General features: G+C 35.8%; 14 protein-coding genes. 9 read left to right on the top strand and 5 right to left on the bottom strand.

The genetic code is table 11. The annotated features are described in order from the left end of the window. Both BM383_RS09810 and BM383_RS09805 read left to right on the top strand, forming a co-directional pair. Positions 1 to 774: an XRE family transcriptional regulator gene (locus BM383_RS09810; RefSeq protein WP_093024960.1), complete on the top strand. Its 774-nt coding sequence runs from the start codon at positions 1 to 3 to the stop codon at positions 772 to 774. 22 nt (positions 775 to 796) lie between these two features. After that, positions 797 to 1,234 carry a LexA family protein gene (locus BM383_RS09805; protein ID WP_093024959.1) on the top strand — a complete coding sequence of 146 codons (438 nt, stop codon included), beginning with the start codon at positions 797 to 799 and terminating at the stop codon, positions 1,232 to 1,234. 2 nt (positions 1,235 to 1,236) lie between these two features. On the opposite strand, the gene mnmE is transcribed toward BM383_RS09805, so the two are convergent. The 3 genes from mnmE to BM383_RS09790 form a co-directional block, all read right to left on the bottom strand. Further along, complete coding sequence (gene mnmE, locus BM383_RS09800) at positions 1,237 to 2,625, bottom strand: tRNA uridine-5-carboxymethylaminomethyl(34) synthesis GTPase MnmE (RefSeq protein WP_093024958.1); 1,389 nt, start codon at positions 2,623 to 2,625, stop codon at positions 1,237 to 1,239. A gap of 35 nt (positions 2,626 to 2,660) precedes the next feature. After that, positions 2,661 to 3,683, bottom strand: coding sequence for an aldo/keto reductase (locus BM383_RS09795; protein ID WP_093024957.1), 1,023 nt, complete (start codon positions 3,681 to 3,683; stop codon positions 2,661 to 2,663). Between the two features lie 123 nt (positions 3,684 to 3,806). Continuing rightward, positions 3,807 to 4,415, bottom strand: a complete 609-nt coding sequence (locus tag BM383_RS09790; RefSeq protein ID WP_093024956.1) for a hypothetical protein — start codon at positions 4,413 to 4,415, stop codon at positions 3,807 to 3,809. A gap of 183 nt (positions 4,416 to 4,598) precedes the next feature. Between BM383_RS09790 and BM383_RS09785 the strand changes: the two genes are divergently transcribed. The 4 genes from BM383_RS09785 (at position 4,599) to BM383_RS09765 (ending at position 7,999) form a co-directional block, all read left to right on the top strand. Then, entirely contained in the window at positions 4,599 to 5,189 is a 591-nt protein-coding gene (locus tag BM383_RS09785) for a hypothetical protein (RefSeq protein ID WP_143106393.1), read from the top strand. Between the two features lie 110 nt (positions 5,190 to 5,299). Then, positions 5,300 to 5,890: a hypothetical protein gene (locus BM383_RS09780; RefSeq protein ID WP_093024954.1), complete on the top strand. Its 591-nt coding sequence runs from the start codon at positions 5,300 to 5,302 to the stop codon at positions 5,888 to 5,890. Between the two features lie 790 nt (positions 5,891 to 6,680). Continuing rightward, positions 6,681 to 7,340 (top strand): sensor histidine kinase, encoded by a 660-nt coding sequence (locus BM383_RS09770; RefSeq protein WP_177229101.1) that lies wholly within the window; start codon positions 6,681 to 6,683, stop codon positions 7,338 to 7,340. Beyond that, entirely contained in the window at positions 7,337 to 7,999 is a 663-nt protein-coding gene (locus tag BM383_RS09765; RefSeq protein WP_093024951.1) for a response regulator transcription factor, read from the top strand. The genes BM383_RS09770 and BM383_RS09765 overlap by 4 nt, the downstream gene beginning before the upstream one ends. 52 nt (positions 8,000 to 8,051) lie before the next feature. On the opposite strand, the gene BM383_RS09760 is transcribed toward BM383_RS09765, so the two are convergent. Next, positions 8,052 to 8,945, bottom strand: coding sequence for a cation diffusion facilitator family transporter (locus BM383_RS09760; RefSeq protein ID WP_245766565.1), 894 nt, complete (start codon positions 8,943 to 8,945; stop codon positions 8,052 to 8,054). A gap of 150 nt (positions 8,946 to 9,095) precedes the next feature. Here BM383_RS09760 and BM383_RS09755 point away from each other — a divergent pair, with 150 nt between their 5' ends. From BM383_RS09755 to BM383_RS09745, 3 genes are read left to right on the top strand one after another with little or no spacing between them, the layout of a single operon-like run. Beyond that, on the top strand, positions 9,096 to 9,821 hold the full coding sequence (locus BM383_RS09755; protein WP_093024949.1) for a YqjF family protein: 726 nt from the start codon (positions 9,096 to 9,098) through the stop codon (positions 9,819 to 9,821). A gap of 16 nt (positions 9,822 to 9,837) precedes the next feature. Beyond that, positions 9,838 to 10,458, top strand: a complete 621-nt coding sequence (locus BM383_RS09750) for a class I SAM-dependent methyltransferase (protein WP_093024948.1) — start codon at positions 9,838 to 9,840, stop codon at positions 10,456 to 10,458. 4 nt (positions 10,459 to 10,462) lie between these two features. Beyond that, complete coding sequence (locus tag BM383_RS09745) at positions 10,463 to 11,182, top strand: phosphodiester glycosidase family protein (RefSeq protein WP_093024947.1); 720 nt, start codon at positions 10,463 to 10,465, stop codon at positions 11,180 to 11,182. 46 nt (positions 11,183 to 11,228) lie between these two features. Here the strand turns inward: BM383_RS09745 and BM383_RS09740 are convergent, their stop codons facing one another. Beyond that, entirely contained in the window at positions 11,229 to 12,491 is a 1,263-nt protein-coding gene (locus BM383_RS09740; RefSeq protein WP_093024946.1) for a hypothetical protein, read from the bottom strand. Positions 12,492 to 12,642 lie beyond the last annotated feature (151 nt).

The raw sequence follows: 12,642 nt of genomic DNA, 5'->3' as shown, positions 1-12,642 counted from the left end.
ATGAAAATTGTAGCAAAAAACATTAAGTTCCTCCGGCAGTTGAAAGGACTCACGCAAGAGACCCTTGCTGAGAATCTTCAGGTAACACGTTCGCGCGTAGGGTCGTATGAAGAAGGAAGATCGGTACCTAGTTTAGAGTTCCTGATCGCCTTTTCAGATGCTTTTAAAATACCCGTAGATATTCTTTTGCGTAACGATCTAAGCAAAGCACAAGACACCTCCTTTATTGAAGTAGGAAATAAACGAGTCTTGTTTCCTATTATGGTAAATGAGCAGAACGAAAATCTTATTGAAGTGGTTCCTGCTAAGGCAAGTGCAGGCTATTTGGGCGGATATGATGATCCTGAATACATAGAGCAACTGCAAAAAATAAAACTACCGTTTTTGCCAACAGGTAAACACCGAGCCTTTCCTATCAAAGGAGATTCTATGCTTCCCATGAAAGATGGAGCTTATGTAATTGGTCGTTTTGTAGAGAACAGAACCGATATTGTGAGCGGCAAAACCTATGTACTACTCACTTTAAATGATGGTATGGTATACAAAAGAGTGTACAATCAAATTGAAGAAAAACAAAACTTACGTTTAGTTTCAGACAACACCACCTATGCCGCCTACGAAGTTCCTATAGACGAGGTACTAGAACTTTGGGAATTTACTTGTAGCATCAATACGCAAGAATATGACGAGCAGGAATTAAAACTCTCTAGCATCATGGAATTATTCACCAGTTTGGGCGTAGAACTCAAAGCCTTAGAAAAGTTACTATCTTAAAATCAGCATACACAACAGGAATATGAACACAAAAAAACCAGCTATAGAATTCTTTACCCCCGATGAAGAAAGCGCTATTTTGATTAACTACTATATCGACGGTGTACAAGCCGGGTTCCCCACTCCTATAGGAGATGTACAAGATAATACCATGAGTTTGGATAGAACCGTGGTTCGAAATAAAGAGGCTACCTTCTATGCTCGTGTAGTGGGACAGTCCATGATCAATGCCGGTCTTAATGAAGGTGATATGCTAGTGGTTGATAAAAGTATTTCGCCCCAACACAACCAAATTGCCGTGTGTGCTATTGATGGTGAATTCACTGTAAAACGTTTATACATGGGTAAAGATGGTCTATACTTAATGCCCGAAAATGACAAGTATCTTCCCATTAAGGTAGAAGAATTTAATGACTTTCGTATTTGGGGTATTGTAACTTATGTAGTTAAAAAGATGTGAGTTTACTTTCCGATACAGAAATTAGCGAAGATATTCCCTAATAAATCATCTGTTGTCACTTCGCCTGTGATTTCTCCGAAGTAGTACAATGCTTGACGGATGTCTATGGCTAAAAGATCTCCTGAAAGTCCGTCATTGAGGCCTAGTTGTACTTTTTCGATTTCTTCTAGGGCTTTTAAAAGCGAATCGTAATGGCGGCTGTTGGTTACGATGGTTTCGTTATTACGTAAGGCTCCGGTATTTACAAACTGTAAGAGTTTGTCTTTCAAATCTTCTACTCCAATATTTTCTTTGGCAGACAACAATAACAGGTGTTCGTAACTTAATTCAGTCTGTATTTTTTCTGTATTTGATTTATCAATCTTATTGGCAATGATCACTAAGGGTTTCTGTGGGAACTGATTCTTGATCTTTTCGATCTCTACCGTGATTAACTGACTGTTTTCTTCAAAATGACTGGCATCAAACAAATAAATGACTACCTGCGCCTGCCCTATTTTTTCAAACGTCTTTTTAATACCAATACTTTCCACCACATCTTCGGTCTCGCGGATTCCGGCGGTGTCTATAAATCTAAAACCAATGCCTTGAATCACCAATTCGTCTTCAATGGTATCTCGGGTAGTTCCGGCAATATCACTTACAATGGCGCGTTCTTCGTTCAACAGTGCATTTAGCAAGGTACTTTTACCAACGTTGGGCGCCCCTACAATGGCTACAGGAATTCCGTTCTTAATGACATTCCCCACTGCAAACGAATCGATCAAACGCTTTAATACGGTTTGAATACGGTCTACCAACGCTTCAAACTGCGAACGATCGGCAAACTCTACATCTTCCTCTGCAAAGTCTAATTCTAACTCAATTAACGATGCGAAGTTCAACAATTCATCTCTTAAATGCTGTATTTCGTTGCTAAAACCACCACGCATTTGTTGCATGGCTATTTGGTGCGATGCTTCATTGTCACTACTGATCAAATCTGCTACCGCTTCTGCCTGACTTAAATCTAGTTTCCCATTGATGAATGCCCGAAGTGTGAACTCCCCTGCTTCGGCCATTCGGCAACCATTCCGCAAAAAGAGTTGAATGATCTCCTGCTGAATATACGTACTACCGTGACACGAAATCTCCACCACATTCTCACCCGTATAGGAATTCGGGCCTTTGAAAATACTTACCAATACCTGATCGATCACGCGCTTCCCGTCTACAATATGTCCCAAATGAATGGTATGACTCTTTTGTTGTGCTAACTGCTTGTTTTTCTTTACCGAACTAAAAAACGGATCACACAGTGTGATGGCGTCTGTTCCAGAAATACGAATCACAGCAATAGCCCCTGCTCCGGAAGGCGATGCCAATGCAATAATGGTGTCTTGTAAAATCATGCTACAAAATTACAGGTTTTTGGAGAACTACCTATCTACTCATTTAAAATAGCCTGTATACGCTGTATTTCTTCTGAAGTAAATTCAGTTTGCTCCAATGCACCTACATTCGCTAATAATTGTTGTGGACTACTAGCTCCTACCAATACTGTAGTGACTGCTGCTTGTTGATAAATCCAAGCGATGGCCATTTGAGCCATTGATTGTCCACGTTTTCTAGCTATTTGGTTCAACGCCTTCACTTTTTCTATTTGTTGAGAAACAGTGTCTGATGCTAAATAGGTATTCTCTTTGGCGGCTCTGGAATCCTTCGGAATTCCATCTAAATATTTATCGGTTAACAACCCTTGTGCTAATGGTGAAAATACAATAGCTCCTATTTGCTCTTGCTCTAACACAGGAAATACTTCGGTTTCCATACTGCGTTCTAACATGGAGTATTTAGATTGATGAATGAGACAAGGAGTGCCTAATTTTTTAAGGATGGCCTGTGCTTGTTGCATTTCTTCTGCACTGTATCTTGATAATCCTATGTACAATGCTTTTCCCTGCTGTACCAACAAACTTAAGGCATGCATGGTTTCTTCTAACGGAGTTTCAGGATCGGGTCTGTGATGGTAATAGATATCTACATAATCGAGTCCCATGCGTTGCAGACTTTGGTCTAAACTCGCCACCAGGTATTTTTTTGATCCCATATTTCCATACGGCCCAGGCCACATATCGTAGCCTGCTTTGGTAGCAATCAACAACTCATCACGGTGCTTGGCGAAGTCTTTCTTTAAAATTCGACCGAAGTTTTCTTCGGCACTTCCATACGGTGGGCCGTAATTATTTGCCAAATCAAAATGGGTGATGCCCAGATCAAAAGCTGTTTTTAAGATGTTACGTGCATTTTCAAAAGAATCGTAAAAACCGAAGTTGTGCCACAAGCCTAAAGATATCTTGGGTAATAGAATACCACTATTTCCGCAGCGTTGGTACTGCATATTTTGATATCTGTTAGGATTAGGAGTATAAGGTTTCGGGTTCGATTTATCGTGAATTTCCAGTTCCATTCGTGAGTTTTTTACGAATGTACAATTCTCATCGCTTTTTTTGAACTTAAATTATTTTAAGAATTAAGCATAAACTCTTTTATGGTCTCTTGTTGTTTTATGATCTACTTGATCTGTAATAGTTCATAAAGAAGCCAAAAAATCCGGCAGCTGGCTGATGTTCCCCAAATACATATCACCCGGTTCCTCCTCAGGCATTTCCAGAAAAAAGAAATCGATATATCTGTTATACAATACTTCACCAATTATACTGTCTAGTACATACTGTATGGCTTCATCTAATTGTGGATGGTTTTTGTACCGAAAGTACTCTTTAAAAGCAATAATCAATACTCCTTTTTCATCCTTTTCCAGAGTTATAAAATTAAAATGCATCTCGTTCACCTGTAACCGAATATCATCCAACTCAAAAGGCTCTTTCATACCGGCAATACTTTTTTCATCCATTGGTTGGGTAAATGCAACTACTTCTAATCCTTTTATCTTTGGCGCTCTTTCTACCACAAGCGGAACATATAAATACGCATCCGGATCACCACTAGCAGTGATGGTCATCGTTAATTCTTTAGATCCCGCTTGGATAACAAAACTAAGCGACGGATGTACATCTGCCAGAATTTCCATAAGGTACGAGACCACCGGTTCGGTCTTCTTAAAATTAACCGTAGCCATTCGAAGATAGGCCGTGTCGTAAGCTACTGCATCCCAAAACTCCTGAATAGTATCTTTCATACAAACAAACGTTTCTTGTTGCTATTAAAAATACGGAAAAATAAGATAGCCTGATGATTTTTTTGTCAACTAGGGAAACCCCTATTTCTCTTTCATGGTAAAACCTAATGCCGTAGTAGTCATATATCTTACTATTTCCATCTTTGAATAAATACCTTGCCACTATTGAAAAAGGAACGAATTATGAGCATGACCATAGGTGTAACCAAAGCGATAGAACAAGATGCAGATTGGAGTATCTACCAAACTTATGTGGCCCCCGGAGGTACACATCATCATGTATTGGATTTGCAATTGGTATTGGAAAATGGAGAGCAGATCTCAGATTTTTTAGCAAAGATCAAACATTATATAGACGCTGACTTTTCCTATCGCTATTTGGTAGAAAGTCATCAAGTAAACCGTATTGATGCACTTTTTCAATATAGGGTAACCATGCCCTTGTATGAGTTTTTGGATGAAATTGAATTATTATACGGAATGCCGCTAGCCCGAATACCTGATGATTATACGAGTTATATTGGCATTACTGTTCAACCTCAATTTTCTATGGCCAAGGTCAGTAGTCGTACCATGCTATCTAATTATTTTTTAATCCCGTTTTTGAAAGGTTTGCTATTGCATACACCCGATTTGGGAATTACGGGAAATATCAGCTTTATAGGTGTTTCAAATACTTTAAACCATACGCCTGTGTATTTGCTTTTAGGCAATCAATTATACGGAGCACTTTACAGTTTGAACGACAATCATAAAATCCATCAAAATCAATGAAATGGATTTTACTGTTGTATAAAAAAATAAACAAGTACAATTTATTTTATTTGTATCTTTTGAAGCATAAAAAACCTAATACTAAATACTAACCTAAAATTTTTGAAATTATGCCAATAGTAATTATTGTAAAAAAAGAAATTGAGAACAGTTCTGTCTGGAAGACTTATAAATCTCATAAAGAAACAAGTATTACTTTACCATCACACCACGCTATTGATTTAATCCATGCATTTAATAATGGCGTGGAAGTTTTGAAAATGCTCATAAACATTGAACAGTTTATCGACTTTAGCCATTCTTACTCATTTTTATTGGATAACCATGAATATACCGATGCCTTACCTAGTTTCCAAAACACTAAAAATACCACAGTAGGTCAACTAGTTAATAAGATCGAAACAGAATTTGGCACCGGCTTAAATTTTATAGCTGATACCTATGCCAACTTTGTTTATTTTGATTTGAGTGGTACTGATATAAATGTTGATATTATAGCCAATAATAATCTAAAACCGGGATGTTTCTCAATTCCATTCATCAAAGCTCTATTGACTATAACTCCAAATATTAACGCTAGTAGCCCAGTATCCTTGTCTAATGCAATAATTGACAATATGGAAAGTACATTCATTCAACTAGCCAACAAATATTATGATTTTTCACATAATCCTACTATGGCAGGTATTAGAGGAAAGTAAAAATTTATGATTACTAATTTTTTATCATATTTTTTAAATAGAGAAGAACTTTTTATAAAGCTATGTGTGTTTTCTTCACTATTCTTTTTAGCTTTTTCCGGAATTTCTTATCGAAAAAAAACAAATAAGCTTTTACTAGGAGTGGTAGGTATTTCTTCCTTTAATGAGGTCTTATGTAGTTTAATTCAAAGCTTTGAAGGTAATATTGCAATCACTACTAATGTAGTGATTGTAACGTTAAATATTTTATGGTTCTATATTTTGTATTACGTTTTTAATTTGAATACTAAAAAAATACTTGTTTTACCTTTTCTATATCTGATATTTTCCTTTTATAATACTTTATCTATTGAAGGTTTGTATACATTTAATTATCATGTATTTATATCTGGATCTCTTTTGTATGTTTTGATATTTATTATATTAAGTTTTTATTATTTAAAGGAAGAGAATTTCTCATTTTATCTATCTAACGAATACTTACTAATTTTAGCACCGTTATTATTTTTTATTGGGGCAAGTTTTCTTTTTGGTTTTAAGGATTCTAATTTAACAAGAGTGGTTATCTTTAAGTCGGTAACTGTGTATACATTTATAATGAATATTTCAAATTTCATCTGTTATACCCTTATCAATATTTATATTTACAGAGAAAGGAAACAAATTGCCCATGCCTCTTGAACAACTTGCTGTTGGTATTATCATCGGATTTTTATTTATCTGTTTGGTTATTTTATTTTGTGTTTTGATTGTCAAGCTCTATATACACAAAGTAAAAAGCTATACACAAATGCTCTATGAAAAGGATTTGGCATTTCAAAAAACACTGAACGATACGATTATAGAAACGCAAGAACAAACGCTAAACAATATTGCACAAGACTTACATGATGATGCGGGACAACAATTAACCTTTCTGAATTTTCAATTGGAAAATTTGAAGTTAGACCATCCTGAATTTTGCGAAACCCTTACTCCTGTTTCAGATTCTTTGCGACATTTGTCTCAGTCGATCAGATCTGTAAGCCATTCGCTTAGCAATCAGTTATTATTACAACACAGTTTGGTAAAAGCCATTGCACAGGAAGTAGAACGATTACAGAAAAACAATACCATTGAAATTTATTTCACACTTCACGGCTCCTTACAAAAGAAATACGACACCAATGAAACCATTCTAGTATATAGAATTTTTCAGGAAATCATGAATAATATCTTTAAGCATTCAGAAGCACGAAAAGTGGATATTATTCTTGATACCAATCCTGTTTTTAAGTTACACATCAACGATAACGGAAAAGGCTTTGATTATCTACGAACTCAACAAAATAATACCTTAGGACTCAAAAATATAGTTCATCGCGCGGCTGTGATCAACTATGAAGTAGCTATCGATTCGAAACCAGGTAAAGGAACCACTATTATACTTACACAAAAAACCACCACATGAATACAACTACCCTATGCTTAATTGATGACCATAAAATAGTACGTCAAGGATTAAAAGGATTGCTAGAACGTATGGACACCTACAAAGTAACACATGAATTTGATAGTGGTGTATCCTTTCTAGAAGCTTTGCCACTTTCCCCTGCTCCCGATCTTTATATTTTGGATTACTCCATGCCGTTTAAAAATGGTATTGAAGTTTTAAAAGCTCTGGGAGCACAAACAGAAACCTTAAAATTTTTGTTGCTCACTCAAAATTTTGATGAAGCTATTATTGATGAGGCATATTACTATGGTGCACGTGGTTTTTTACACAAGAACTGTACCGCCCAGGAACTCAAAAGTACCATTGATGCCATTGTAAAAATAGGTTATAGCAATGTAGCTGATATTTTGAAGCGAGTTCGTAGTTTTGAAAATAAACCGACTCCGCAAACCCACATACAACTATCTGAACGCGAAATGCAGTTCTTAACATTGGTTTGTCAACCAGAAGAATATACCTATGATCAGATTGCTGATATTATGGGACTTTCCGTAAAATCTATTGAAGCATATCGTGCCGCTATTTTTGATCGTTACGATATTAAATCCAAAGTAGGTTTGGTATTGTTTTCTTATCAAAACCGTTTAACACCACCCTTTATAGAAGAGTCTTAGTTTAACCTATACTACATCTTAATACTGCGATATAATTCTAAAACTAATTTGTCTAGGCTTGTGTTATCTTTTCTAACTCCTCTTCCGGCTCTATATGTATCAACACATGCCCTAAATATGCAATGGTGGTACGAAGGTGGTTTTCTATAGCGTGTGCAATATCGTGTCCTTCTCTTACCGTAATACTTCCATCCACAATGGCATGAAGATCTACGTGAAAACGAACACCAGATTTTCGGATGTAACACTTATCGGTTTCCAAAACTCCAGACACTTCCATCGTTCTTTTACGAACTTCTTCCATAAGTTCATCATACCTATGTTCATCCATAATTTCGCCCAATGCAGGACGAAATATTTTATAGCTATTGTACAGTATAAAACCAGATGCCACCAAAGCAGCCCAGTCATCTGCATTTTCAAAACCTTTTCCCCCTATCAATGCAATGGTAATTCCAGTAAAGGCCATGATGGAAGTAATTGCATCACTACGATGATGCCAAGCATCTGCAGCCAAAGAAGAACTATTGGTTTGTCTGCTTTTCTTCATTACATATTGAAAAGAAGCTTCTTTCCAAATGATGATGGCTCCCAATACATACAATGTCCATGAACTTGGAATTTGATGCGGTTCTTGAATATGCTGAATACTTTCATAAGCAATGACCGTAGCTGAGGTTACCAAAAATGCTACCACAGCAAAGGTTATTAATGGTTCTATTTTTCCATGTCCGTATGGATGGTTCTCATCTGCAGGACGTTTGGCATATTTCAACCCTAATAACACCAAAATAGATGCAAAAATATCGGCAGTTGACTCTATAGCATCTGCAATCAATGCGTAGGAATTACCGGCTACTCCGGCTGCACCTTTGATGAATGCCAGTGCCGTATTTCCTAAAATGCTAAACCAAGCGGTTTGTATGGCTGTATCTTTTGCTTTCAATTTTTTTGTTTTGCCTCGACAAAAGTAAACAGTTTTCATGCGGGAACATACTTTTTTCAAAAGTATCTCGTTTCGATCACGATTTTAAAATCCTACATCTTTATGCATTATTGTTTTGTATTTTAGCATTTTGACCTTAAAAAGAAGTGAATGAGTTTTTTAAAAGCCGAATGGCGTAAACTAGCTTTTGCCAATTATGCCATAGCCCCTGAAATACTTACTAATTATGTTCCCTATGGAACCGAATTGGATACGTATGACGGAGTTTGTTATATAAGTTTGGTAGGTTTCCTATTTCAAAATACTAAATTATTAGGATTGAAAATACCTTTCCATGTGAACTTTGAAGAAGTAAACCTTCGCTTTTACGTGAAAAGATTTGATGGTAAAGAATGGAAACGTGGAGTTGTTTTTATCAAAGAAATTGTTCCCAAACCAGCACTTACCTTTGTTGCAAACACTGTTTACAATGAAAATTATGAAACCATGCCAATGGAACATCAAATTATTCATAATGAACAAGAATTGATGGTACATTACCGATGGAAACATGCTGTATGGAATGAATTTCAAGTGACTGCAAGTCCAAAATCAGAACCTATAATTCCCGGAGGCTTATCTGAATTTATAACAGAACATTATTGGGGGTATGCTGCTCTAAATGCTACGAAATCTAACGAATATGAAGTTACCCACCCACAATGGAATATATATCCTGTACGCAATTATATAATACATGCTGATTTTGGTGCTTTATATGGAGAAGAATTTGCGTTTCTTTCCAACGCTACTCCAGCAAATGTGTTATTAGCAGAAGGTTCTGAGATTACCGTTGAAAACAAAATACAATTGAGACAAACCAACATAGTTTCTTAACGCACATTACACTCCTATGAATACTACCGAACGAAAAGAACACTGGGATCATATTTACGAAACAAAGTCTTTGGACAGTGTAAGTTGGTACCAACCTGTTCCAGAAACTTCTTTAGCTTCTATTCAAAAGTTGAATTTACCTTTGGATGCTTCCATAATTGATGTTGGCGGTGGCGATAGTTTCTTGGTAGATCATCTTCTGGTATTGGGTTTTACAAATATTACGGTTTTAGATATTTCTTCAAAAGCAATTGAACGTGCAAAAGAACGAATAGGACCAAAACAAACTCAAGTAAACTGGATAGTCTCTGATGTACTGAATTTTACTCCAACCAAGTCCTATCAGTTATGGCATGACCGAGCTGCATTTCATTTCTTAACAGAACAAAAAGCCATTAAAACGTATCAAACAATAATTTCAAAGGCTGTTAAACCTAGCGGATTTGCAATTATTGGTACGTTTAGTAACAAGGGTCCTCAAAAATGTAGTGGTATTGCAATTCAGCAATATTCATCGCAAGAACTTATTACAGCTTTTGACTCTCATTTTAAAAAATTAGCTTGTTCAGAGCATATACACATTACACCATTTGACACTGAGCAAGCATTCACATTTTGTACCTTTCAGAAAAAATAATTTTATGAAGTTATATTTCTCACTCTTAGTTTTGATTCTAGGAAGCATTTCGGGTATTACAGCACAAGTTCTCAAAAACACCGATGTTTATATTGTGCATAAAACAAGTTTGTCTTCTAACTTACGGTTGTATTATAAAAACAAGAATAACAAAGCCTATCGAACGTTAAAAAACCTAAGAGATCAACTTTCCGAAAATGGTGATTCTCTTGTTTTTGCAATGAACGCCGGGATGTTTACAAAGGAAGGAAAACCTCTAGGATTATATATTGAAAACGGAAAAGTTATTCAACCCCTTAATACCGTTCAAAAAGCCTATGGCAACTTCTATTTACAACCGAACGGTATCTTTTATTTAACAGCTGATGGTAATGCACACGTACAACAAACTAAAGATTTTAAACTTAGTGACGACATTACTTTTGCCACACAATCTGGACCTATGCTTTTGATAGATGGTGAAATCCACAAAGCCTTTAGAGAAAAATCCAGCAACTTGAACATCCGAAATGGTGTAGGTATTTTACCTGATGGATCCATGCTCTTTGTGATGACCAAATATCCTGTTAACCTATATACTTTTGCTGATTTCTTTAAACAATTTGGATGTAAAAATGCACTCTACCTTGATGGTGCTATTTCCCAAACCTACGCTCCTTCTGAAAATTGGTTGCAAACCGGAGGACCTTTTGGAGTGATGATAGGCGAAACTGTTCCAAAATAAAAAAGAAGCCTTTACTAAGCTTCTTTTTTATAATTTGAATGACTCGTTATTTTGTGAAAAGCTCTAGTGGTACGGCTAATCCTATTTTTAAGACTGCGTCATTAAATGCCACTTGAGAATATAAACGTTTTTCAATTCCTCCTGTTATGCTTAGTGTTGCAGCCGTCCAATCATTTTTTCCAGTCATTTTTATTATTGGTCCTGCTAAAACTGAATAATTTGGACTGTAGCTTCCTGCTGAATTATTATTCACAGGAAAATTAGCAGCAGCATTCAAACTAAGGCCTAACGCTTGTTTACAAGCAAAGAAATTCGCATACGATATTCCTGCATCTATATACGTAATTTTATCTTTAATATCTTCATAAGCTGTGATACGACGATTATTAGCATCTAACACCTGATAACCAAATGTTGAAGAAACAACTTTCATATTCATATCACTATAAATAGGGGAATCAAATATATTTCCCCAAGTAAAGCCTCCATAGATTTTAGCATATTTGGTTACTTTAGCGGTTCTTTTAAAATAGTTTAAAGAAGCTGTTACAGAAGGGCGAAACATTGCCTTGTATTTATCCTGAATAGTTTCATCTATATTCGCAGTTCCAGCTATTCCAAATGTGGTCAAACCTGCATTTGCAGTTAAATTAAGCCACATAGCACCATACATTTTACCTGCTGGCAACTTGCTGTCAAAACTATTCAAAACTGCATTGGTATAGGTATCTATACTTGTAGAATCTGTTAGTTTTTGTTGCGCTAAATAGGTTTGGTTTTTTAGTTTTTCCAATTCTTGATGTACAATTGCCTTTCTACTTTTTTGAGTTTGCACAGTTTTTTCAGTATCTCCAGATCCTTTGCTTCCCCAAGTTTTTAACACATGATCAGCGCCAAAAGAAAGGTTTAATACATTGTACCAGGTATCTCTTTTATACAATGCATATCCATTAGTAGTTCCTTTTAAATTAAAACCTACATTGAACAACCATTGACTATCTTTTGAAGGTACATTGTAGTTGATACTCATTGCATGGCTTCGCTTGTCTATAGCATACGAAGCTGCTTTTCCTCCAAAAACCGTAGCATCCGGATTTAACAAAGATGTTTGAAATACTTTTGGAAACTGTGCTGCAAACGAAGCATCTGTAAAAATAGATTGGCTTTCTTCATATTGAGCTAGTTTTAATTCAAAACTTTTCTCAACAGCAACAAATAAATTTTGTTGGGTCACATCCTGTTTTTCCTGGGCGACCATACTTGCAGATAGCAAGCCACATACTAAAGTAGGTATTATTAAATTTTTCATGGTGGGTGTTTTAAGGTGTGGTAAAAATAATGTCTTCTTGTTTATTTTTCCAAATAAAATGTTAAAATGATGATTTTTGTTAAGCTTAAATTCAATTAACTTCTCAATTATCAACTTATTAAATGAAAACATTTACCATATATAAACTTTC

The sequence above is a fragment of the Pustulibacterium marinum genome, assembly GCF_900116665.1.
Lineage (GTDB): Bacteria > Bacteroidota > Bacteroidia > Flavobacteriales > Flavobacteriaceae > Pustulibacterium > Pustulibacterium marinum.
The sequence above is the reverse complement of the archived record's forward strand: the minus strand, read 5'-3'. Positions and strand labels throughout refer to the sequence as shown.

Coding starts and splice junctions, on each gene's coding strand:
- BM383_RS09810 (WP_093024960.1), top strand. CDS start 1: ATGAAAATTGTAGCAAAAAACATTAAGTTCCTCCGGCAGTTGAAAGGA.
- BM383_RS09805 (WP_093024959.1), top strand. CDS start 797: ATGAACACAAAAAAACCAGCTATAGAATTCTTTACCCCCGATGAAGAA.
- mnmE (WP_093024958.1), bottom strand. CDS start 2,625: ATGATTTTACAAGACACCATTATTGCATTGGCATCGCCTTCCGGAGCA.
- BM383_RS09795 (WP_093024957.1), bottom strand. CDS start 3,683: ATGGAACTGGAAATTCACGATAAATCGAACCCGAAACCTTATACTCCT.
- BM383_RS09790 (WP_093024956.1), bottom strand. CDS start 4,415: ATGAAAGATACTATTCAGGAGTTTTGGGATGCAGTAGCTTACGACACG.
- BM383_RS09785 (WP_143106393.1), top strand. CDS start 4,599: ATGAGCATGACCATAGGTGTAACCAAAGCGATAGAACAAGATGCAGAT.
- BM383_RS09780 (WP_093024954.1), top strand. CDS start 5,300: ATGCCAATAGTAATTATTGTAAAAAAAGAAATTGAGAACAGTTCTGTC.
- BM383_RS09770 (WP_177229101.1), top strand. CDS start 6,681: ATGCTCTATGAAAAGGATTTGGCATTTCAAAAAACACTGAACGATACG.
- BM383_RS09765 (WP_093024951.1), top strand. CDS start 7,337: ATGAATACAACTACCCTATGCTTAATTGATGACCATAAAATAGTACGT.
- BM383_RS09755 (WP_093024949.1), top strand. CDS start 9,096: ATGAGTTTTTTAAAAGCCGAATGGCGTAAACTAGCTTTTGCCAATTAT.
- BM383_RS09750 (WP_093024948.1), top strand. CDS start 9,838: ATGAATACTACCGAACGAAAAGAACACTGGGATCATATTTACGAAACA.
- BM383_RS09745 (WP_093024947.1), top strand. CDS start 10,463: ATGAAGTTATATTTCTCACTCTTAGTTTTGATTCTAGGAAGCATTTCG.
- BM383_RS09740 (WP_093024946.1), bottom strand. CDS start 12,491: ATGAAAAATTTAATAATACCTACTTTAGTATGTGGCTTGCTATCTGCA.